The sequence below is a fragment of the Jatrophihabitans telluris genome (genome assembly GCF_023516435.1).
GTDB classification, from domain to species: domain Bacteria; phylum Actinomycetota; class Actinomycetes; order Mycobacteriales; family Jatrophihabitantaceae; genus Jatrophihabitans_A; species Jatrophihabitans_A telluris.
On sequence record NZ_CP097332.1, the window covers coordinates 1,375,446 to 1,397,689 of the forward strand.

At 68.3% G+C, this 22,244-nt stretch carries 17 protein-coding genes and 1 pseudogene; 16 read left to right on the top strand and 2 right to left on the bottom strand.

The window, feature by feature from the left end; genetic code table 11:
* Positions 1–264: 264 nt before the first annotated feature.
* Positions 265–1,545 (top strand): ATP-dependent Clp protease ATP-binding subunit ClpX, encoded by a 1,281-nt coding sequence (gene clpX, locus M6D93_RS06575; protein WP_249773558.1) that lies wholly within the window; start codon positions 265–267, stop codon positions 1,543–1,545.
* Positions 1,546–1,796: 251 nt separating this feature from the next.
* Positions 1,797–2,681: a serine protein kinase RIO gene (locus M6D93_RS06580; protein WP_249773559.1), complete on the top strand. Its 885-nt coding sequence runs from the start codon at positions 1,797–1,799 to the stop codon at positions 2,679–2,681.
* 9 nt (positions 2,682–2,690) lie between these two features.
* Here M6D93_RS06580 and M6D93_RS06585 read toward each other — a convergent pair whose 3' ends face one another.
* Complete coding sequence (locus M6D93_RS06585; RefSeq protein WP_249773560.1) at positions 2,691–2,897, bottom strand: hypothetical protein; 207 nt, start codon at positions 2,895–2,897, stop codon at positions 2,691–2,693.
* A 138-nt stretch (positions 2,898–3,035) separates the two neighbouring features.
* On the opposite strand from M6D93_RS06585, the gene M6D93_RS06590 reads away from it, so the two are divergent.
* Positions 3,036–3,611 (top strand): ArsR/SmtB family transcription factor, encoded by a 576-nt coding sequence (locus M6D93_RS06590; RefSeq protein ID WP_249773561.1) that lies wholly within the window; start codon positions 3,036–3,038, stop codon positions 3,609–3,611.
* A 47-nt stretch (positions 3,612–3,658) separates the two neighbouring features.
* Entirely contained in the window at positions 3,659–6,292 is a 2,634-nt protein-coding gene (locus M6D93_RS06595; RefSeq protein WP_249773562.1) for a valine--tRNA ligase, read from the top strand.
* Positions 6,293–6,373: 81 nt separating this feature from the next.
* Here the strand turns inward: M6D93_RS06595 and ggh are convergent, their stop codons facing one another.
* Positions 6,374–7,717, bottom strand: coding sequence for a glucosylglycerate hydrolase (gene ggh / locus M6D93_RS06600; protein ID WP_249773563.1), 1,344 nt, complete (start codon positions 7,715–7,717; stop codon positions 6,374–6,376).
* Between the two features lie 89 nt (positions 7,718–7,806).
* Here ggh and M6D93_RS06605 point away from each other — a divergent pair.
* From M6D93_RS06605 to M6D93_RS06660, 12 genes and pseudogenes are all read left to right on the top strand, one after another.
* Positions 7,807–9,222 (top strand): annotated as a pseudogene (locus M6D93_RS06605) (bifunctional folylpolyglutamate synthase/dihydrofolate synthase); the annotation flags it as partial.
* Positions 9,219–9,656 (top strand): DUF4233 domain-containing protein, encoded by a 438-nt coding sequence (locus M6D93_RS06610; RefSeq protein ID WP_249773565.1) that lies wholly within the window; start codon positions 9,219–9,221, stop codon positions 9,654–9,656. The pseudogene M6D93_RS06605 and the gene M6D93_RS06610, both read left to right, overlap by 4 nt.
* A gap of 41 nt (positions 9,657–9,697) precedes the next feature.
* A complete protein-coding gene (gene ndk, locus M6D93_RS06615) occupies positions 9,698–10,138 on the top strand; it encodes a nucleoside-diphosphate kinase (RefSeq protein WP_347343525.1) in 441 nt (146 codons plus the stop codon).
* A 242-nt stretch (positions 10,139–10,380) separates the two neighbouring features.
* The gene (mreB, locus tag M6D93_RS06620) at positions 10,381–11,415 is read left to right on the top strand and encodes a rod shape-determining protein (protein WP_249774181.1); all 1,035 of its coding nucleotides are present in this window, start codon (positions 10,381–10,383) and stop codon (positions 11,413–11,415) included.
* A gap of 56 nt (positions 11,416–11,471) precedes the next feature.
* Positions 11,472–12,296 carry a rod shape-determining protein MreC gene (gene mreC, locus M6D93_RS06625; protein ID WP_249773566.1) on the top strand — a complete coding sequence of 275 codons (825 nt, stop codon included), beginning with the start codon at positions 11,472–11,474 and terminating at the stop codon, positions 12,294–12,296.
* Entirely contained in the window at positions 12,293–12,841 is a 549-nt protein-coding gene (locus tag M6D93_RS06630; protein WP_249773567.1) for a hypothetical protein, read from the top strand. Before mreC ends, M6D93_RS06630 begins: the two co-directional genes overlap by 4 nt.
* Positions 12,831–15,098, top strand: a complete 2,268-nt coding sequence (locus M6D93_RS06635) for a penicillin-binding transpeptidase domain-containing protein (RefSeq protein ID WP_249773568.1) — start codon at positions 12,831–12,833, stop codon at positions 15,096–15,098. Before M6D93_RS06630 ends, M6D93_RS06635 begins: the two co-directional genes overlap by 11 nt.
* On the top strand, positions 15,095–16,291 hold the full coding sequence (rodA, locus tag M6D93_RS06640; protein ID WP_249773569.1) for a rod shape-determining protein RodA: 1,197 nt from the start codon (positions 15,095–15,097) through the stop codon (positions 16,289–16,291). Before M6D93_RS06635 ends, rodA begins: the two co-directional genes overlap by 4 nt.
* A gap of 211 nt (positions 16,292–16,502) precedes the next feature.
* Positions 16,503–17,975, top strand: a complete 1,473-nt coding sequence (locus tag M6D93_RS06645) for a DUF1800 domain-containing protein (RefSeq protein WP_249773570.1) — start codon at positions 16,503–16,505, stop codon at positions 17,973–17,975.
* 40 nt (positions 17,976–18,015) lie between these two features.
* Positions 18,016–19,344: a DUF1501 domain-containing protein gene (locus M6D93_RS06650; protein ID WP_249773571.1), complete on the top strand. Its 1,329-nt coding sequence runs from the start codon at positions 18,016–18,018 to the stop codon at positions 19,342–19,344.
* A gap of 73 nt (positions 19,345–19,417) precedes the next feature.
* Complete coding sequence (locus tag M6D93_RS06655) at positions 19,418–21,313, top strand: TIGR03960 family B12-binding radical SAM protein (protein WP_347343563.1); 1,896 nt, start codon at positions 19,418–19,420, stop codon at positions 21,311–21,313.
* A gap of 34 nt (positions 21,314–21,347) precedes the next feature.
* Positions 21,348–22,178 carry a TIGR03936 family radical SAM-associated protein gene (locus M6D93_RS06660; RefSeq protein WP_249773573.1) on the top strand — a complete coding sequence of 277 codons (831 nt, stop codon included), beginning with the start codon at positions 21,348–21,350 and terminating at the stop codon, positions 22,176–22,178.
* Positions 22,179–22,244: the final 66 nt, after the last annotated feature.

A 22,244-nucleotide genomic window follows, 5' to 3' on the forward strand; every position in this document is an offset into this window, starting at 1 on the left:
CTCCGAACCCGGACACGCGGCTAAAGGAGCGACTTATCGCCTCCCACGAGGTAGCGTTTCACTAGCGCTGCTCCGTGCGGAGGCGGGTGTGCGGCGTTCAGGATGGCTCTGATGCTCATTCGGCGGTCCAGCCCTCCGATAAGAGCATGGGATTGCCAGCACGACAGCACGACAGCACGTCTGCACCACAGCAGGACAACAGGACGGACACCGTGACACGGTGCGAGGTCCGCGGCGGACACACCACGAGAGGACGGTCACCGAGTGGCTCGGGTAGGCGATGGCGGCGATCTGCTCAAATGCTCTTTCTGCGGGAAGAGTCAGAAGCAGGTCAAGAAGCTGATTGCCGGTCCCGGCGTCTACATCTGTGACGAGTGCATCGATCTCTGCAACGAGATCATCGAGGAAGAGCTGTCCGAGTCGACGGAGTTCAGCTTCGACGAGCTGCCCAAGCCGACCGAGATCCGCGAGTTCCTCAACCAGTACGTCGTGGGCCAGGACGATGCCAAGCGCACCCTGGCGGTCGCCGTCTACAACCACTACAAGCGCGTCCAGGCCGGCGGCGAAAGCACCGGCAAGCGCGCCGACTCGAGCGTCGAGCTGGCCAAGTCGAACATCTTGCTGCTGGGCCCGACCGGCTCCGGCAAGACGCTGCTGGCCCAGACCCTGGCGCGGATGCTGAACGTCCCATTCGCCATCGCCGACGCCACCGCGCTCACCGAGGCCGGGTACGTCGGTGAGGACGTCGAGAACATCCTGCTCAAGCTCATCCAGGCCGCCGACTACGACGTCAAGCGAGCTGAGACCGGGATCATCTACATCGACGAGGTCGACAAGATCGCCCGCAAGGCTGAGAACCCGTCCATCACCCGTGACGTCTCGGGTGAAGGCGTGCAGCAGGCTCTGCTTAAGATCCTCGAAGGCACGTCGGCCGCGGTTCCGCCCCAGGGTGGTCGCAAGCACCCGCATCAGGAGTTCATTCAGATCGACACCACGAACGTGCTGTTCATCGTCGGCGGCGCCTTCGCCGGTCTCGACCGGTTGATCGAGGGCCGAGTCGGTAAGAAGGGGCTCGGTTTCGGCGCCGAGCTGAAGACCAAGTTCGAGCAGGAGACCCGCGACGTATTCGGCGAGGTCATGCCCGAGGACCTGATGAAGTTCGGCCTGATCCCCGAGTTCATCGGCCGGCTGCCGGTCATCACCTCGGTGCGGCCACTCGACCGCCACGCCCTCGTACAGATTCTCACCGAGCCCAAGAACGCGCTGGTGAAGCAGTACGCGCGGCTGTTCGAGCTGGACGGCGTCGAACTCGAGTTCTCCGACGACGCGTTGCAAGCCATCGCCGACCAGGCCGTGAAGCGGGGCACCGGTGCTCGTGGCCTGCGCGCCATCATGGAGGAAGTTCTCCAGTCGGCTATGTACGAGGTTCCCTCACGCGAGGACGTCGCCAAGGTGCTCATCACCAAGGAGACGGTCCTGGAGCACGTGTACCCGACCTTGGTTCCGCGTACCGAGGTCGAGGCGCCGCGCGAGAAGTCGGCCTGACCGTTCGTAATTCACTTGCCGGGGTCCTTGGACCCCGGCATAGTGCTGTCCGGAGCACTCCCGCCCAGTTGGGTGCCCAGCTAACTACCGGCTTGAATGCCCCCGCCCTGCCTGGCGCAGGGCCCGGATGTGGAGGAGGCGTCGAGATGTCTATCGAGTCCTCGGGGACCGTACTCGTCCCCCACCCTTCCGGGGCGCTCAGCTAACTCGTCGAGTCCGGCACGCGCCTCGTCATCCGAGGAGCACACGCGTTGTCTTTCGACGACTTGTCACACGAGCTACCCCTGTTTGACCCGACCTGCGCGCCGTTCTCGTTCCAGTACGCCGTGGAGCCCGGTGAAGGCCAGCGCTGGTCCACCTGGTCCGCGGTCGTCAAGGGGGCCCGCGGCCCCGAACCACGACCCCAGTGGCTGGTCACCTCCGACGCCGCCCTGGACACCGAACTCGGCATCCTCAAGACGGGCAAGGAAGCGGATGTCTTCCTGATCGAGCGTGCGGTGCCCGATACCGTCGGACGCGCTGGTCCGGCCGATTCCGTGGTGCTTGCCGCCAAGCGCTATCGGGAGCCCGAGCACCGCAACTTCCACCGCGACGCCGGCTACCTCGAAGGTCGCACCGTTCGGCGCAGCCGGGATCAGCGCGCGATCGCCAACCGAACCGCCTACGGCCGCCAGGTGCTGGCGGGTCAGTGGGCCGCGGCCGAGTTCACGGCGCTCTGCCGGTTGTGGCAGCGAGGCCTGCCGGTGCCCTACCCCGTCCAAGTGGATGGGACCGAGGTGCTGATGGAGTTCGTCGGATCGGACCGGGTCGCGGCGCCCCGTCTGGCCCAGACCCGCCCCAGCAGGACGGAGCTGGTGGACTGGTTCGGGCAGATCACCGAGGCCATGCGGGGGCTGGCCACCCTCGGCCAGGCGCACGGAGACCTATCGGCCTACAACGTGCTCGTCCACGACGGGCGGCTGGTCCTCATCGATCTGCCGCAGGTGGTCGACATCGTCGCCAATCCGTCGGGTCTCGACTTTCTGGAGCGGGATTGCCGCAACATCTGTGCCTGGTTCGGTCAGCGCGGTTACGAGCGTGACCCGTCGGAGTTGCTGGGTCTCCTGGCGGCGACGGCGTTCGGCGCCTCGTTCTGACCGGATCGGTCAGCGGGACAGGTGCTGCACGAGGCTGGGCGATGTGGCGCAGTACATGGCGTAGTACCCGTCGGACCGGGCTGGGTACGCATTGGGCGCCCGACCGAATCGGTAGCGACGTCGGCGCGTGGATGGGGCAACGGGAGCGGCGGCCGGAGCCGGGGCGGTGTCCGTGGTCGTCGAGCGGGCTGAGGGAGCGGAAAGTATGAAGGACATACTTCGAAGGTAATACTTCATACTTTCCCGAGTCAAGCCTTTCCGGCGCATTACGCTGGGCCCATGCCGGCCCCGTCGACAGACCGAGAACCCGAGAACCCGCCCGCCAGCGAAGGGAGAACTCGACCGGAGCCGGTCGTGCTGACCGACCCACGGGCGATCAAGGCCCTGGCGCACCCCGCCCGGCTGGCCGTTATCGACGAGTTCTTCTCCGGTCGCCGGCTCACCGCGACCGAATGCGCCGAGATCGCCGGGTTGTCGGCAAGCGCGATGAGCTATCACCTCAGGGCGCTGGAGAAGTGGGGCATCATCCGGAGGTCGGAAGCCACCGACGACGGGCGCGAGCGGCCCTGGGAGGCGGCCGGGAGTGGGCTGCGCATCCAGTCGACAGAACCCCACGCCTCGATCGCCGGCGAAACCCTGCTCATCGACCGGATACTCGATCGTCAGCGCAGCGAGATCCAAGCCTGGCTCAACGCCGACGACTCGGTCCGTGGTGACTGGGACGACGCGATGACCATTGCCGGTACCGGCTTCTACCTCACGTTGCCGGAGACCCTCGCGGTCACCAAGGCTTTGCAGGCCGAACTCGACAAGTTCGACCGGCGGGCCGATGAGGACCTGCCCGAGGGTGTCCGGCAGGTGCGCATCAACATCACGGTCGTACCCACCGAGCGGACCGCGCCGGAGCGAACGTCAGCCGAACCCGCCTGAGCTCGCCTGCTCCACAGCCGATTGGCAGCGCTTCGTAGGATTGGCGGGTGACCGAGAATCCAGCGGAGGACGCAAGCCGCAGCGCACCCACCACCCTGCCGCCCGCCTACTCACCGTCCGAGGTAGAGGGCCCGCTCTACGAGCGCTGGGTTCAGCGTGGCTACTTCACCGCCGACGCCAACTCGGACAAGCCGCCGTTCACGATCGTCATTCCGCCGCCGAATGTCACCGGAAGCCTGCACATCGGCCACGCCTTCGAGCACACCCTGATCGACGCCCTGACCCGACGCGCCCGCATGCAGGGCTTCGAGACGCTATGGCTGCCGGGAATGGACCACGCCTCGATCGCGGTGCACGCCCTGGTCGAACGGGCGCTGGCCGCCGAGGGAACCAATCGCCGCGAGCTCGGTCGCGAAGCCTTCGTCGCGCGGGTCTGGGAGTGGAAGGAGCAGTACGGCGGGGCCATCCTGAGCCAGATGCGCCGGTTGGGCGACAGTGTCGACTGGACCCGCCAGCGCTTCACGATGGACGACGGACTGTCTTTGGCCGTCCAGACCATGTTCAAGCGTCTCTACGACGACGGGCTGATCTACCGCGCCGAGCGGCTGGTGAACTGGTCGCCCGACCTGAGGTCGGTGCTCTCCGACGCCGAGGTGATTCACGAGGACGTCGAAGGCGAGCTGGTGTCGATGCGTTACGGCAGCCTCGACGACGACCAGCCGCACATCGTGGTGGCGACGACGCGGGTCGAAACGATGCTCGGCGACACGGCGGTGGCTGTGCATCCTGACGACGAGCGGTATGCCGCCCTCGTGGGTACGGAGATCGAACTACCGCTCACCGGACGGCGTATCCCGATCATCGCCGACGCGCACGTGGATCCTGCCTTCGGGACCGGTGCGGTCAAGGTGACTCCGGCGCACGATCCGAACGACTTCGAGATCGGCCAGCGACACCGGTTGCCGATGCTCACGGTCATGGACGAGCAAGGCCGGATCACCGGTACCGCCACGGAGTTCGACGGGCTGGACCGGTTCGAGGCGCGCACGGCGGTCCGGGAGAAGCTGCGCGATCAGGGCAGGATCGTGGCCGAAAAACGGCCCTACCTGCATTCGGTCGGCCATTCCGAGCGATCGAAGGAGCCTATCGAGCCACGTCTGTCGCTTCAGTGGTTCGTCAAGGTCGCTCCGCTGGCCGCCGCCGCCGGCGATGCGGTCCGCAACGGCACCGTGTCCATCAGTCCACCGGAGCTGGACTCGCGTTACTTCGCGTGGACCGACAACCTGCACGACTGGTGCATCAGCCGGCAGCTGTGGTGGGGCCACCGGATACCCGTCTGGTACTCCCCGGACGGGTCCGAGCAGGTGTGCCTGGGACCGGGGCAGGCCCCGCCGGAGGGCTGGCGCCAGGACGAGGACGTGCTGGACACCTGGTTCTCGGCTGGACTATGGCCGTTCTCGACCCTCGGCTGGCCCGAGCAGACCCCTGATCTGCGGAAGTTCTATCCGACCACCGTGCTGGTCACCGGTTACGACATCCTGTTCTTCTGGGTCGTCCGCATGATGATGTTCGGCCTGTACGCCATGGACGGAAACCAGACTGGATCCGAGCCGTTCCACACGATCGCGCTGCACGGCATGGTGCGCGATCAGTACGGCAAGAAGATGTCCAAGACCCGCGGCAACGGCATCGACCCGATCGAGTGGATGGACCGCTTCGGAACCGACGCGGTGCGGTTCACCTTCGCCCGTGGGGCCAATCCCGGAACCGACGTGCCCATCGGCGAGGACGCCGTGGGCGGGTCGCGCAACTTCTGCAACAAGCTCTGGAACGCCACTCGGTTCGCGCTGATCAACGGGGCGACCGTCTCGGGGGAGTTGCCGGCCGAGCTTTCCGGGGCCGATGCCTGGATCGTCTCGCGACTCAACAACGTGATCGCCGAAGTCGACCGGCTCTACGAGGCCTACGAATTCGCCAAGATCTCCGACCTGCTCTACCACTTCGCCTGGGACGAGATCTGCGACTGGTACCTGGAGCTGGCCAAGGTGTCGTTGGCCGGCGAGGACACCTCCCCGATCACCCGCCGGGTGCTCGGGGAGGTGCTGGACGGGCTGCTGCGGTTGCTGCACCCGATCATCCCCTTCGTCACCGAGGCCCTGTGGACCGAGCTCACGGGCGGCGAGAGTGTGGTCATCGCGTCCTGGCCGAGTTCGGACGCCAAGCGGATCGACCCGGCCGCCGAGGCCGGTATCGAGGCCATGCAGGACGTCGTGCTCGAGGTACGGAGATTCCGCAGTGACCAGGGCGTCAAACCCTCGCAACGGATCCCGGCGCGCCTGAGCGGGCTGGCCGGTTACGAAGCGGAGATCCGTACGCTGCTCCGGCTGAGCGAACCCGGCAGCGAGTTCGCGGCCACGGCCTCACTGGTGACCGCCGCCGGTGTCGTGATCGAACTGGACCTGTCGACGGCGATCGACGTGCCGGCCGAGCGGACCCGACTCGGGCGTGATCTGGCCGCTGCTCAGAAGGAGGTCGACGCGACGGCAGCGAAGCTGGGCAACGAGGCCTTCCTCGGCAAGGCTCCCGACGCGGTCGTCGCCAAGATCCGTGATCGGCATGCCGCCGCGCAGGCGGACATCGAGCGGATCACCGCGGCCCTGTCGAGCCTGCCCGACGCCTGATTTCGCTCCCGCGTCGAGGTTGCCCTTGTTGCTCGCAACGAGGGCAACCTCAACTGGGTGCGGCGAGCAACAAGGGCAACCTCAACGGTCGGTGAGCCAGTCCAGGGCGACGGCAGCGGTCCAGGACTGGTTGCGACTGCCCAGCGGCGCCCCCGAGAAGGGGTCGTAGTACTCGGCGAAATCACCGTGAGCCAGCTGCTGCAGCGACTGCTGGCGCAGCTGCTCGGCCAATGCATCATCGCCGAAACGCCGCAGGCCCCAGCCGAGCAGCCAGGTGAGGACCGGCCAGACGGGGCCGCGCCAGTAGGTGGTACGGCGAAAGGCCGGACTGGTCGGCGATGTCGACGTCGGCAGGGCGAAGGCGAGCCGGTCGTGGCCGAGCCACTGCGGTCCCGTCAACACCCGTAGCTGGCGGTCGCGGATCGCCCGGTCGGCGCAGCACAACAGTGGTGCGAACCCGGCGACGGTGGCGGTGTGAATCCACTCCCCGGACCGGACGTCGAAGTCTCGCGCCAAGCCGGTGACGGGCGAGATCGCCCGGGTCACGCCGGCGCGGAACCGTTCGCTGATCGCGCGCAACTCGGCTGCCTGGCGCAACCGGCCGATACTCTCGCCCAGCTCGGCCAGGACGTCGCTGGCCGCGGCCAGGATCGCGGACATGAGCACGTCCCGCACCCGGAAGTCGATGCTGGCCCGCGTGAGTTCGTCGTCGTAACCCACCGATCTCATCTGATCGATCAGCCAGGCGTACTGGCTGTACTCGTAGTCCGAGGGCCGCTGGGTGTGGTCGGCCACGTGGTGCAGGTCGGTTCGTTCGAACGGCTCCATCGCTCCGGGCGCGACCATCGCGTAGCTGTGGTCCCAGCGCGGGGAGTTGTCGAGGCCCGATTCCCAGCCGTGATGGATCTCGACCATGCCGTGCTCGTAGGGATCGCGTACCGACGCCAGCCACGCATGCCAGTTGAACCAGGCGTCGAAGGTATCGGTGAGAAACTGCTCGGCCGCCAACCGGTCGGCCCCGCCGCGTTCCCGTCCGCACCCGACGACCTGGGCGACGGCCAGGGCATGCACCGGCGGCTGGCAGATCCCGCTCGTGGCCACGCCCGTCGGTGCGTGCCGGGCCCACTCGCTGCGCCATCGATCCGGCCCTGGAAAGTAGCCGGCCGAGTCGCTGAACTGGATGTGCGGGATCATGCCGTTCTTCCACTGGCCGGACAACACGGTCCGCAACTCGGTGACCGCTCGGGGCACCGACAACCGGGCCAGCCCGATCGCCACGAACGCGGCGTCCCAGGACCACAGATGCGGGTAGAGCCGGGGCGCCGCCACGGTCATGCGCCCCCGGTCGTTGCTGCGCAGAACGTATTCGGCGCCTTCGGCGAGCGAACCGAAGTGCACCGTGGTGTGGCCCCGTTGCTGCACCATGCCCACCCCATCGCGGCAGCGTGCCTGCCGTGCCCTCTGCGCGTCGGGAGTGCCCGGGGTGATCCCCGGCCGAGCGTCCGTCATCCTGCGGCGCGACCCGGCGACGAGCGACCGTAGGATTGCCTTCCGTGGAATCCACTCCGGCCAGCCGTGCCGCCACCGACCGAGCGCGTCGGCAGGCCGCAGAACAACTTTTACTCTCCCGCTGGGGCGAGGCGAAGATCAGCCCCTCACGGGTGCGCATCGAAGCCCTGATGGAGGTGCTCGGCGAGCCCCAGCGTGCGTACCGTTCGATCCACATCACCGGCACCAACGGAAAGACCTCGACGGCTCGGATGATCGAGGAGCTGCTGCGCGGATTCGGTTTGCGCACCGGTCGCTACACCAGCCCGCACCTGATGGACATGACCGAACGCATCGTGCTGGACGGACAGTCGATCGACGACGGCGCCTTCGCCGATGCCGTGACCGAGATCTCGCCCTACCTGGAGATGGTCGACCGCAAGTCCGACATTCCCATGACCTTCTTCGAGGCGATGACCGGGCTGGCGTTCGCGGTCTTCGCGGATGCGCCGGTGGACGTGGCCGTGGTCGAGGTCGGCATGGGCGGCGCCTGGGATGCCACCAACGTCCTGCAGTCTCCGGTTGTGGTGATCACCCCGATCGGTCTGGACCACACCGAGTACCTCGGCGACACGCTGGCCGAGATCGCCACCGAGAAGGCCGGGATCATCCATGCCGGTTCGTCGGCGATCCTGGCGGCGCAGCCGACCGAGGCGGCCGCACAACTGCTCAAACGGGCCGCCGAAGTCGATGCGGCCGTCGCGCGTGAGGGGCTGGAATTCGGTGTCATCGACCGGCAGCTCGCGGTCGGCGGCCAGGTGCTGACCATCCAGGGTCTGGGCGGGGTGTACGACGAGATCTTCCTGCCGTTGCATGGCGGCTTCCAGGGTGAGAACGCCGCCCTTGCCCTCGCGGCCGTCGAAGCCTTCTTCGGCGCGGGCGCGGCCTCCGGACCGATCGAGCTCGACATCGTCCGCGCGGCGTTCGCGGCCGTCACCTCACCTGGACGCCTGGAACCGGTGCGGTCAGCGCCCACCGTGCTGGTCGATGCCAGCCACAACGTGGCGGGGATGCGGGCCACGGCGGAGGCACTGAACGAGGGATTCGACTTCCGTCAGCTGGTCGGTGTGGTCGCCATGCTCGCCGACAAGGACGCCCGCGGGATGCTCGACGTACTCGAGCCGGTGCTGGACACGGTCGTGGTGAGCCAGAACAACTCGCCCCGAGCGCTGGACGTCGATGAGCTCGCCGCGCTCGCGGTGGACGTGTTCGGCTCGGACCGGGTCGTGGTCGAACCGCGGCTCGACAACGCCATCGAGGCGGCAGTGGCGTTGGCGGAGGAGAACTCCAACGGTGTGCTGGCCGGAGCCGGCGTGATCGTCACCGGATCGGTCGTGACCGCCGGGGAGGCCCGGACCCTGCTCGGAGGTAGACGGTCGTGACGACGCCCGACCAGCCCGGACCGGTGGAGGCCGAACACAGCAGCTATGTGCCGAGCCCCGAGGAGCTTTCCGCTCGCGCGCACAAGGCCAATCGCGCCACCCGGGGCGCGCTGGCCGCGTTGCTCTGCCTGGAGGCCTTCGTCGTGCTGCTCATCCCGCGCGCGATCGCCCAGACCGCAGAGGGCCTCGACGGATTCAAGACGATCGTGCTGGTGGTCTTCGCGGTGATCCTGGTCCTGACCGGCTTCATGCTCCGCCGCCGGTGGGGAATCGGCCTCGGCTCGGCCCTGCAGTTGGTCCTGGTGGCCACCATCGCGCTCGTGCCCGTCCTCGCAGTGGTCGTCGTGATCTTCCTAGCCCTGTGGCTGTACATGTTGCAGACCCGGCACCAGCTCGTCGGCACTCCCTCCGGCTGGCGAATGCTCATCTCCTGACCGGTGCCCTGCCCGGACATCGGAATCGCTACGCTGTCGACGTGACTGAAGCTCCCGCAATCCCCACCCCGGAACGCACCCTGGTTCTCGTCAAGCCCGACGGCGTGGCTCGCAATCTGACCGGCGAGATCCTCACCCGGATCGAGCGCAAGGGCTACCGGATCGTCGGCCTGGCGCTGCGCACAGCCGATCCCGACCTGCTCGCGGCGCACTACGCCGAACACGTCGGCAAGCCCTTCTACCAGCCGCTCGTCGACTTCATGTTGTCCGGCCCCATCGTCGCGGCGGTCGTCGAAGGACACCGGGCTATCGAGGGATTCCGTTCCTTGGCGGGGGCTACCGACCCGACGGTGGCGCTGCCGGGAACCATCCGGGGTGACTACGGCCGCGACTGGGGCCTGAAGGTTCAGCAGAATCTCGTTCACGGTTCGGACTCAGCCGACTCGGCCGCGCGCGAGATTGCCCTGTGGTTCCCGGCCTGATCGGTCACCGCCACACTCTGCACCGCCTTTCGAGGTCACCATCGCAGGCCGATCGCAGGCCCATCGCAGGCCCATCGCAGGCTCGTCGTCCGCTAGTCGCAGATGAGAGCCCCCTGACAGCGGCGAGTCGCGCCCGAGATCGGCGTGTCGCGCCATACCATCGTCTCGTCATTCACACCAGCAACACGAGCCTCGCCCGGCCCGTGCCCACCTGACGAGGTAGCTCCGTGGCCTTCACCCCGATGTCGCTGCTCGGCGGCGACCTGCTCGGCGGTGATCTCGCAGTCGACCTGGGTACCGCGAATACCCTTGTCTACGCAAGGGGTCGCGGCATCATGCTCAACGAACCGTCCGTGGTCGCGCTGGACACGACCACCAACTCGGTCGTCGCGGTCGGGGCCGAGGCCAAGCGGATGATCGGGCGCACCCCCGGTCACATCAAGGCTGTTCGGCCTTTGCAGGACGGGGTGATCGCCGACTACGACACGACGGCCGAAATGCTGCGCTACTTCGTCCGGAAGGTGATCGGGCGCCGCGCCTTCGCCGGTCCGCGCGTCGTCGTCTGCGTCCCGAGCGGCATCACGTCGGTGGAGCAGCGCGCCGTGAGCGAATCCGCCTACGCGGCCGGGGCTCGGCGGGTGCACATCATCTCCGAGCCGATGGCCGCGGCGATCGGAGCGGGGCTGCCGGTGAGTCAGGCCGCCGGTTCCATGGTGGTCGACATCGGCGGTGGCACCACGGAGGTCGCCGTCATCGCGCTCGCCGGGATCGTGTCCAGCACCAGCCTTCGCGTCGCCGGCGATGCCCTCGACCGTGCCATCGTCGAGCACATCCGGGCCGAGTTCTCCCTGCTCATCGGAGAACGGACGGCCGAAGAGCTCAAGATCTCGATCGGCTCGGCGTTCCCGATCGCCGGCCCGGGCCGCGCCGAGATCCGTGGCCGGGACCTGTCGACCGGGCTCCCGCGCAACATCGCCGTGTCTGCCGACGAATTGCGCCATGCCATGAACCCGCCGGTGAACCGGATCGTCGCTGCCGTGCGGGCCACCCTTGACCGCTGCCCGCCGGAGCTGTCCGGTGACCTGGTCACCCGCGGCATCGTCCTCACCGGCGGGGGCGCCCTCCTGCGCGGCCTGGATGCCCGTCTCCAGCACGAGATCGGAATCCCGGTGCTGGTGGCCGAACGGCCGCTGGACTCCGTTGTGCTGGGCACTGCCACCGTTGTCGAACAGTTCGAGACGCTGCACAAGGTCGTCGTCGACGGGCATCGGCGCTAACCGCCCCGGTCTTCGGTCATATGCGCAGGCTCACTCGCCGCCAACGGATCGCGGCAATGGCCCTTGCCGTGGTCGCCCTGCTGTTCATCAGTCTCGACTTCGCCGGCGGCTCGCTGGCCGGAGCCCACGAAGGCACCCGGGGCGCGCTGGGCTCGCTCTACCGCGGCGCCGATGGCGTGCTGGGGCCGACTCGCCGCTTCCTGCAGGGCATTCCCGACGTCGGGCGCAACCGGCAGGATCTGGCGGCTCTGCAGCAGGAGAACGCGCGACTGAGGCAGCGGCTGACCGAGGCCGAACTGGACCAGGCGACGGCCAAGCAACTGCAGGCGCTTCAGTTGCAAGCCCGTGGAGCAGGCTGGAGCGCGACCCCCGCGCGCGTCATCGGCACCGGTCCCGGGGGCGGCTTCGCCTCGACGGTGACCGTCGACGCCGGGCGGGCTGATGGTGTCCTCGGTGGTGCCAGCGTCACCGACGGTGCGGGGCTGGTGGGCCGGGTGCTGTCGGTCCAGGCGCACACCGCGGTGATCCTGTTGGCCTGGGATCCCGGCTTCTCGGTGGGTGCGCGGGACCTGCGATCGCAGGATCTGTTGCTGGCCGCCGGCAAAGCAGGCACCGCGTTGACGGCCAGCCCGCTCGGAGACGCGGCCTCGATGAAGGTGGGTGACGCCCTGGTCACCGGACCGGCCGGCGAATCGACGTTCGTCAGCGGACTGGCCATCGGCACGGTCACCGCGGTAACGACCTCGGCCGACGGATCGAGCTCTGCTCTGATCCGGCCCGCCGCTGACGTGACCGGCCTGAACCTGCTGGGCATCATCGTTCCGGCCGGCGCGCACCCGTCCTCGACGTCAGGGCGGCCGGCGGTCGGTGGGGCCGGATGAACGCGGCAACCCGGCTGGCCGCCGGAATCGCCGCAGCGCTGACCGTGCTGCTGCTGCAGGCCACGATCATCGATCCGCTCACGGCACCGGTACCGGTCTCGCTGCCGGCGTTGGTGGTCGCGCTCGTGGCGATCATCGCCGGTCCGGGCGTGGGGCTGGGATTCGGATTCGCCCTGGGATTGCTGGCTGATCTCGGCTCCGACCATCCCGCCGGCCTGCTGGCGTTGTGCTGGTTGGGCATTGGCGTGCTCGGCGGTCAGCTCGGCGGACCCGCTGTCGAACGGGGCTATTCCAGCCGCGGCATCGCGGTGTCGGCCGCCGTGCTGGCCGGTGCGGCCGAGCTCGCCGCGGGACTGATGCTGGCCGCACTGGGCTCCCACGGGGCAACCGCCTGGCTGGCCGTCCGCGACGTGGTCCCGGTGGTCGTCCTGGACTGCCTGCTCGGCCTCGGCCTCGTCGTTCCGGTACGGGCCCTGCTGCGTTCGCAGGGCCTGCTCGCGCGACGCCCCCGCGCCGAACTCGTCGGGCGGATGCATGTTGGGTGACCTCCGACCCGGTCGCCGCGGCGCGCGGCCGACCCGCCGGCGCCGGCGTCAACTGCGCAACGCCGTCGGCGGTCCCGTGGGTGCCCGGTCGACCGGCTCGACACGCCTGTCGGGCGCCGGTGGTTTCAGCGCCGCGCGCCGAGGTCGCATCGTGCTGTTGCGTTTTCTCGTCGCCTCGCTGCTCGTGACGCTGCTGGCCCGGCTGGCGTTCGTCCAGTTGCTGGACACCAACAAGCCACAGCAGTCGGCCGGCCTCACCCATCTCGGCACGATCGCGGTGCCGGCGCCGCGCGGCCAGATCCTCGATTCCCGTGGCCGCGTGCTGGTGGGCAACCGGAGCACGCACGTCCTGACCGTCGACCGATCGGCGCTGCTGAGCCAAGCCGACCGGGGCTCAGCGGTGCTGGCCAGGTTGGCGAGCCTGCTACGGATCAGCGCCAAGGACCTGGCGGCCGAAATCACCCCCTGCGGTGTGAAGGTGCCGGCACCGTGCTGGACGGGACAGCCCTTCCAGCCGGTTCCGGTCGCGACCGACGTGGCCACCGCGGTGGTGCTGGCCGTCTCCGAACACGCCGAGTCCTACCCCGGCGTCGCGGTCACCACCCAATCCGTCCTGAGCTATCCGGGCGGCACACTCGCCGCCCACGTACTGGGCTACACCGGCGCGGTCAGCGCGTCGGACGAGAAGGGCAACGCCGCCCTGGTCGATGCGGACACGATCGGCCGCAGCGGCCTCGAGCAGTCCTACGACGGCATCCTGCGCGGCGTGGACGGCCAGACCAAGGTCGAGCTGGACGCTCGTGGGAACCCGGTCCGAACCTCGGACACCTCGACCGCGGCGGTACCCGGCGACACGCTGGTCACCAGCATCGACGCCGACGTACAGAAGCTCGCCGAGCAGTCTTTGGCCAACCAGATCGCCACATCCCGCAAGGCCGGAAACCCGGCGCCGTCGGGCGCGGTCGTCGTCATGGACCCGCACACCGGCCGCGTGATCGCCGCGGCCAGCTACCCGACGTATGACCCGAGCCAGTTCGTCGGCGGAATCTCGGTCGCGGCCTACCAGCGACTGATGGACCCGTCGGCGAACGCGCCGTTGGTCGGGCGGGCCATCGCCGGCCAGTACGCCCCGGGCTCGACGTTCAAGCTGGTCAGCCTGTCCGACGACGTCTCCAGTGGCGCGATGAACCTCACCGGGACCTACCCGTGTCCGGGCTCGCTCAACGTCGACGGGCGGACCAAGACGAACTTCGACTCCGAATCCTTCGGCGGCGCGATCACTCCTGCCTTCGCGCTGCAGGTCTCGTGCGACACGTTCTTCTACGCCCCCGCGGTCGCGGAGTACTACGCCGACCAGGCTCGAATCGCCAACGGCCAGAAGGCCCAGGAGCAGCTGCAGCGGATGGCTGCGGCGTTCGGCGTCGGCAGCGCCCCCGGCGTGGACCTGCCCGCCGATGAGCAGGCCAGCGGCTCACTCGCCGATCGCGAGACCCGCCTTGCTCGTTGGAAGGCGAACAGGGCCGAATACTGCGCCGAGGCCAAGCAGGGCTATCCGAACGAGCTGAACCTCGCCGTGCGTGCCTACCTCACCCAGCTGGCCTCGGAGAACTGCACCGACGGCTGGCGCTACCGCGCCGGTGACAACGCCGACCTGTCGATCGGGCAGGGTGAGACGACGGTGTCGCCGCTACAGCTGGCGACCGCGTACTCCGCGATGGTCAACGGCGGCACTCTCTACGCGCCCTCCATCGGGTGGGGCGTCGTCGATGCCTCCGGCAAGGTGGTCCGGACCATCAAGCCCAGGGTCGTCCGCAAGGTGCCGGTGAGCAAGCAGGTACTCGACTTCTTCGGAAATTCGCTGCACTTTCAGGACAGCCACTCGGTCTCGGGCGCGCTCGCGTTCGACGGATCGCCGATCAAGCTGCAGATCGGCGGCAAGACCGGGACGGCCGAGGTCTACAACAAGAAGGACACGTCCTGGTTCGCCTCCTGGGGACCGGTTGCCCTGGGCGCCCCGGCCAGTTCGGCCAAGTTCGTCGTGGTGGGAATGGTCGAGCAGGCGGGACTCGGATCGAAGGCGGCCGCCCCGATGGTCCGCAAGGTCTACGAGGGTCTGCTCGGCGCTTACGGCCCACCGGTACTGCCCGGGGTCACACCGGCCACCACGCTGCCCGTAGTCGCACCCCGTCAGCAGACCGTCGTCGGAAGGCCCAGTGCCGTGCCGAGTTCGTCCACCGCCGGTGGAGCGAACCGGTGACGGCGCCGGCTCGGATCCCGGTTCGCGGCGGCGGCGGTCCGTACGGCTCGGTGCGAAGCCTGAGCGATCCCCGCGGCCTGCGCCGCTACGACTTGTTCCTGCTCGTTGCGGTAGGGCTGTTGTGCCTGACCGGGGCGCTGTTGGTCTGGTCGGCGACGCGGCACCAGCTGCTCGCCGCGGGCGGCAATCCCCAGACCTATCTGGCCAAACATCTGCTCAACACCGCGCTGGGTGCGATGCTGCTTTTCCTTGCGGCCCGGGTGGATTCACGGTTGCTGCGCCTGTTCGGGCCGCTGCTCTACGCGGCCAGCGTCCTCGGTCTGCTGGCCGTCTTCGTGATCGGGTCGACGATCAACGGAGCGCACGCCTGGATCGTGATCGGGGGTGGCTTCGAGATCCAGCCCGCCGAGTTCGCCAAGCTGGGTCTCGTCGCGGCGCTGGCCGTCTTGTTCGGTCAACGGCTGGGTGACGGTCGACAGGCCGGCCCACCGTCGGGTCGGCAGCTGGCGGCGGCTCTGATGCTCTCGGCCCTTCCGCTCGGTCTGATCATGCTGCAGCCGGATCTCGGGTCGGCGCTGGTGGTATCCGCGGCCAGCTTCGGGGTCCTGATCAGCGCCGGCGTCCGGGCCCGTTGGCTCGTCCTGCTGCTCGTGCTCGGCGTCGTCGCGGCCGTCGTGGCGATCAAGGCCGGAGTCCTGGCCGACTACCAGCTGCAGCGCTTTGCGGCGTTCACCAATCCCAGCCGCGATCCGCAGGGTGCGGCGTACAACATCAACCAGGCCCATATCGCGATCGCCCACGGCGGCTGGTTCGGCCAGGGCCTGTTCCACGGCGCGCAGACTCGCGGTTCGTTCGTCCCGGAGCAGCAGACCGATTTCGTGTTCTCGGTGGCGGGGGAGGAGCTCGGGTTCCTCGGGTCGGCGGCCATCCTCGGCCTCTTCGCGGTCGTGTTGTGGCGCGGGACCCGCATCGCGCTGGCCGCGACGGGCTCCTCGCGCTATCTCGCCGCCGGCATCGTCTGCTGGATCGCCTTTCAGACCTTCGAGAACGTGGGGATGAATCTCGGGCTGACGCCGGTGACCGGTCTGCCGCTGCCGTTCATCTCCTACGGCGGGTCGTCCATGTTCGCTCAGGGACTGGCGATCGGGCTGCTGCAGGCCATTCATCGCCGGTCCAGCGCACGGGGGTTCTGAGCTCACGGTCCGCATGTCCCCGTGTCGTCGTGTCCTCATGACCTCGTGCGCTCGTGTCGTCGGGCGGAGCGGCTGGACGCGGCGTGAAGCGGGCGGACAGCGGGACACGGCCCGATCGTCGCCCTGAACACAGTTGGGGCTAAAGCGCTCACGCCGCCGGCCGATGTGGGGAGTAGCCACTGCCTGCCCCCTACCGCCTCGGACCATGCCTATGACCAAGATTTGGCCGACCGCCGACCAGGCGATGCACCACGCCGCTCACCACGCCGTGGCGCCCCTCGTCTGGGATCCTGGTAGCCACCTGGTCTCCCGCTTCACCTTCGGGCCGACCGCCGCCAACCGCGCGTACCTGGTCAAGCACACCGTCGAGAGTTGGTGGCAGGGTCAGGTCACGGCCGGCCGGCAGTACTCCGGTTACCGAGGCCATGCCGCGGTCGCCGCGCAGGGACCGTTGCTGTCGAAATCCCCTTCGGAGGTGCGGGCCTGGTTGAAGGCCCATGGCGGCGAGTACGGCTGGGAGGCGATGGACCAGCTCTCCCGCGTCACCCTCGGACTTCAGGTATGGAGCAAGGCTCAGCTGTACGAGACGCTTGTCGACTTCTTCTCCAACCACCTGAACGTCGCCAACCACAACGGTGACGTCTGGAACACCCGGCACGCCTACGACCGCGATGTCATCCGCAAATTCGCCTTCGGCCGCTTCAGCGACATGCTGGTGGCCTCGTCCAAACATCCGGCGATGTTGGTGTACCTGAACCTGGCCGAGTCCAACAAGAGTGCGGTCAACGAGAACTACGGCCGCGAGTTGCTGGAACTGCACACCGTAGGTCTGGGTTACAGCGAGAGTGACGTGAAGAACTCCGCCCGCGCGCTGACCGGTCGAACGCTCTACGGCGACCATCGTTACGTCTACGACCCGGATCTGCACTGGACGGGCCCGATTCGGGTGCTCGGCTTCAGCCATGCCAACGTCTCGGCCACCGGCGGCGAGTCGGTCGGCGACGCGTACGTCCGTTACCTGGCCACCCATCCCAAGACCGCCGCGCACATCGCACGCAAGCTGTGTCAGCGCTTCGTCTCGGACAACCCGTCCAACGCACTGGTCTCGGCGGTGGCCAACGCCTACCTGAAGAATCACACCGAGATCCTGCCGACGGTGCATACCATTCTGCGGTCGGAGGAGTTCTGGATGACCCGCGGGCGCAAGGTCCGGCGTCCGGTCGAGAACCTCATCGCGACCATCCGCGTGCTGGGCAACCCGGTCTCGGACATGGGCAAGGCGCTCGACACCCTGGATTGGATGAGCCAAAGTCTCGGGCAGCGCCCCCTGGACTGGGCCCCGCCCAACGGCTACCCCGATGTCGCCGCGGCGTGGCGCTCGTCGGGAACCCTGATCAACCTGTGGAGTTTCCATCGTGGATTCGCCCAGAACTGGTGGGACGGATTCGGCAAGATCAAGGCGGAATCCCTGTACGGTTCGGCCAAGCCGAAGAACAGCGGCCAAGCCATCGTGGCGCTTACCAAGCGGTTGACGGGCATGACGTTCTCGGCTTCGCACCGCGCCGCCCTGCAGAAGTTCCTGGCCGAGCCGGCCTCGACGCCCCTGGCCAAGTCCAACCTGCAGTGGTATCTGCCGCATCTGATCCCGCTGATCCTCGACGCCCCGCACCACGCCCTGCGCTGAGCCACACCACCCGCGCCGCCGGCGCGGAAAGGACCTTGACATGACATCGACCGATTCGCCGTCGGAATTGAGTTCGGCCCTTGCCCGACAGGCGGAATCCGTCGCGTCCGCGCTCTGTGACCAGGACGCGCGGTGGGGCGCCAGTGGATGGACGCGCCGGCGCTTCCTGTCTGGGATGGGCATGGTCGGCGTCGCCGCTCTGGGAACTCAGCTGGTGACCACCAAGGTGGCCTACGCGGCTCCCAACACCGCCTCCGGCAACACGCTGATCACCGTCTTCCTGCGCGGCGCCGCGGACGGGCTGCGCATCCTGGTGCCCGCCTCGGACGGACTAGGAGTGGGTTACCTGCGTTCGGTGCGCAGCTCGCTCGTACCGGCCGACGCCGATCTGCTGTCCCTGTCGGGGACGAGCGGCTGGGCGCTGAACAAGGCGATGGCGCCGCTGATGCCGTTCTGGGCGACCGGTGAACTGGCCTTCGTTCCGGCCGTGTCTGCCCACGGCATCTCCCGCAGCCACTTCCAGGCCCAGCAGTACCTGGACCGGGGTGGCTCCGACACCGCTTCGACCGGCTGGCTGGATCGGGTTCTGCAGCAGCTGGGGCCGGGCACCACGTTCCGAGCCCTGGCAGAAGGCTCGGCGCTGCCGTCATCGCTGACCGGCAGCCAGTCCAAGCTCGTCATGAACTCCTTGAAGAACTTCGCCTTTCCCGGCTGGGACGGGGTGGCCGGCGCGAGCGAAACGGCGATCAGGGCCCTGTACCGCGGTATGCCGGGCCCACTGGGCGAGGACGTCCCGATCACCCTCGGGGCACTGGCCACGGCGGCCAAGGCGCGCGCCGGGGCAGGCGTGCACAACGGGGCGGTCTACCCGTCCGGCAACTTCAGCTCGGCCCTGTCGGACATCGCAACGCTGCTGCGGGCCGAGGTGGGCCTCGAGGTCGCCACCGTCGACGTCGGCGGATGGGACACCCACACCGACGAGGCCGGGGACCTGGACCGGGCGTTGACGTCGGCGTCGAAGAGTCTGGCGGCCTTCCTGACCGATCTGGGGCCGGCCCGGCGCAAGCGCGTGAGCATCGCCGTGGTCACCGAATTCGGTCGCCGGGTGGCGATGAACGCCAGCGGCGGGACCGACCACGGTCATGGCAGCGTGATGTGGCTGCTCGGAGGTGGGCTGGCCCGTGCCGACGTCTTCGGTCGCTGGAGCGCGCTGTCGGAGGCCACCGTGGCCTCCGGTGACGTGCCGGGCCTCAACAGCGCCTTCGCCGTCCTCGGCGAGCTGGCGCAAAAGCGCCTGAACGTCGGCAGTCTGAGCAAGATCTTCCCGGGCCAGTCGGTCGCGCCGCTCGGAGTGGCCAGCGTCTACTGAGCGGGCCGTAGCATGGTCAGACGTGAGTGCCCCTACCGTGGAATCCGTGTTCGATCGCCTGGAACCGCTGCTGATGCAGGTCAGCAAACCGATCCAGTACGTCGGTGGTGAACTCAACGCCCGGTCGAAACCGTGGGCCTCGGTGCCGGTTCGCTGGGCCTTGATGTACCCCGACGCCTACGAGGTCGGACTGCCCAACCAGGGGATCCAGATCCTCTACGAGGTTCTCAACGAGCGTCCGGACGCGCTGGCCGAACGCACCTACGCCGTGTGGCCGGACCTGGAGAAGCTGCTCCGCGAGAACGGGGTCCCGCAGTTCACGGTCGACTCCCATCGCCCGGTCGGGGCGTTCGACGTCCTCGGCGTCTCCTTCTCCACCGAGTTGGGGTACACCAATCTGCTGACCGCGCTCGACCTGGCGGGCATTCCGCTGCACGCGGCCGATCGTGATGACAGCCATCCGATCGTGCTCGCCGGTGGCCACGCGGCCTTCAACCCGGAGCCGATCGCCGATTTCGTCGATGCCGCCGTACTCGGCGACGGCGAGCAGATCGTCGGCGCGATCACCGACGTGATCAAGGCGCACAAGGCCGAAGGTTCGCCCGGCGGCCGGGACGAGTTGCTGGTTCGCCTGGCCGAGACGGGTGGGGTGTACGTCCCCCGCTTCTACGACGTGACCTACCTGCTCGACGGTCCACAGGCCGGTCAGATCGCCGCGGTCGTGCCCAACCGTGAGCGGGTACCGGCGCGCGTCAGCAAGCACACGGTGATGGATCTCGATGCCTGGCCGTACCCCAAGACCCCGCTGGTTCCGATGGCCGAATCGGTGCACGAGCGCATGTCGGTGGAGATCTTCCGCGGCTGTACCAGGGGCTGCCGCTTCTGCCAGGCCGGCATGATCACCCGCCCGGTGCGGGAACGTTCCATCGAAGGCATCGGCAAGATGGTCGAGTCGGGCCTCAACGCGACCGGTTTCGAAGAGGTCGGCCTGCTGTCGCTGTCCAGCGCCGACCACTCCGAGATCGGTCCGCTCGCCAAGCAATTGGCCGACCGCTACGAGGAATCACGAGTCTCGCTGTCGCTTCCCTCGACCCGGGTCGACGCCTTCAACATCGATCTGGCCAACGAGTTCTCCCGCAACGGTCGCCGGTCCGGGCTGACGTTCGCGCCCGAGGGCGGCTCCGAGCGCCTTCGTCGGGTCATCAACAAGATGGTCAGCCACGACGACCTGATCAACACGGTCTCGGCGGCGTATTCGCAGGGCTGGCGGCAGGTGAAGCTGTACTTCATGTGCGGCCTGCCGACCGAGACCGACGAGGACGTGCTGGAGATCGCCACGATGGCCCACGACGTGATCAGGGCCGGACGATCGGCTACCGGATCACGCGACATCCGGGCGACGGTGTCCATCGGCGGTTTCGTGCCCAAGCCGCACACCCCGTTCCAGTGGGCCGCACAGGCTGCGCCCGAAGTCGTCGACGACCGGTTGCGCAAGCTCCGGGCGGCGATCAACGCCGACCGTTCGCTCGGTCGCAACATCGGCATGCGCTACCACGACGGCGAGCCCTCCCTCATCGAGGGCTTGCTCTCCCGGGGCGACCGGAGAGTGGGCGCGGTCATCGAGCGGGTGTGGCGCGAGGGGGCCCGCTTCGACGGCTGGAGCGAGCATTTCTCCTTTGCCCGTTGGGTTTCCGCAGCGGAGGCGGCGTTCGCCGACCAATCTGTGGACGTGCACTTCTTCACCACCCGGGAGCGGGACGCCGACGAGACGCTGCCATGGGACCACCTGGACAGCGGCCTGGACAAGCAGTGGTTGTGGGATGACTGGCAGGACGCGCTCACCGGGTACGAGCAGGACGACTGTCGCTGGACGCCGTGTTTCGACTGCGGGGTCTGCCCCACCATGGGTACCGACATCCAGGTCGGCCCGACCGGTCGCAGTCTGTTGCCGTTGCTTCCGCGCAGCTGACCATCGTGAGCGGAGTTCGTGGGAAACTGGCCGGGTGAGTCGCCGCCAGCCCGAAGGTCCACCCCCTCCGCCGATCGTCCAGCGAGTCCGTATCCGCTACGCCAAGCGGGGCCGGCTGCGCTTCTCCTCGCATCGGGACTTCGCACGCGCCTTCGAACGCGCTCTGCGGCGGGCGGAGGTCCCGATGGCGTACTCGGCAGGGTTCCATCCGCACCCCAAGATCAGCTATGTCGGGGCGGCGCCGACGGGCGTGGGATCAGAGGCCGAATACCTCGAGATCGCGCTGGCCAAGTCGGTTGACCTCGAACTGCTGCGGCAGTCGCTGGACTCCGTGCTGCCCGACGGGTTGGACCTTGTTTCCGCGGTCGACGTGGCTTCCTGCGCTCCGGGCTCGCTCGCCGAGCAGATCCAGGCCTCGAAGTGGCTGCTGGAATTCCACCCGGGCACCGTCGTGGAAGCCGACCTGCGCGTCGCCGTGGCCGATTTCCTCGCTCGCGAGGAGGTTCTCGTCGATCGGCTCACCAAGGACGGCAAGCGCTCGCTGGACGCTCGCGGAGCCGTCGTCTCGGCCGAGGTCCGGATCCTCGGCGGAACCGAGACGACCGAGGACACTGGGCCGGAGGGGCGCGACAGCGGGAACGACGGTGGACGTGCGATACTCGAAGTAGTCGTACGACAGGTCACCCCTACCGTGCGGCCGGACGATCTACTTTCCGCGCTGACGTCCGTCACCGGTTTCGCCCCGTCGCAGCCCCCTCGGGCCACGCGACTGGCGCAGGGACCGATCGATGAGGCCGGTGTGGTGAGCGATCCGTTGCGTTCCACAGATCGTGCGCACGACCCAGCGCCCGTCGGCACCCGCTGACGAGCCGAACCAGACTTCGCGCCGGCAGCCCGCTGCCAGGCGACGACAAGAGCCGCCGTGCGGCCG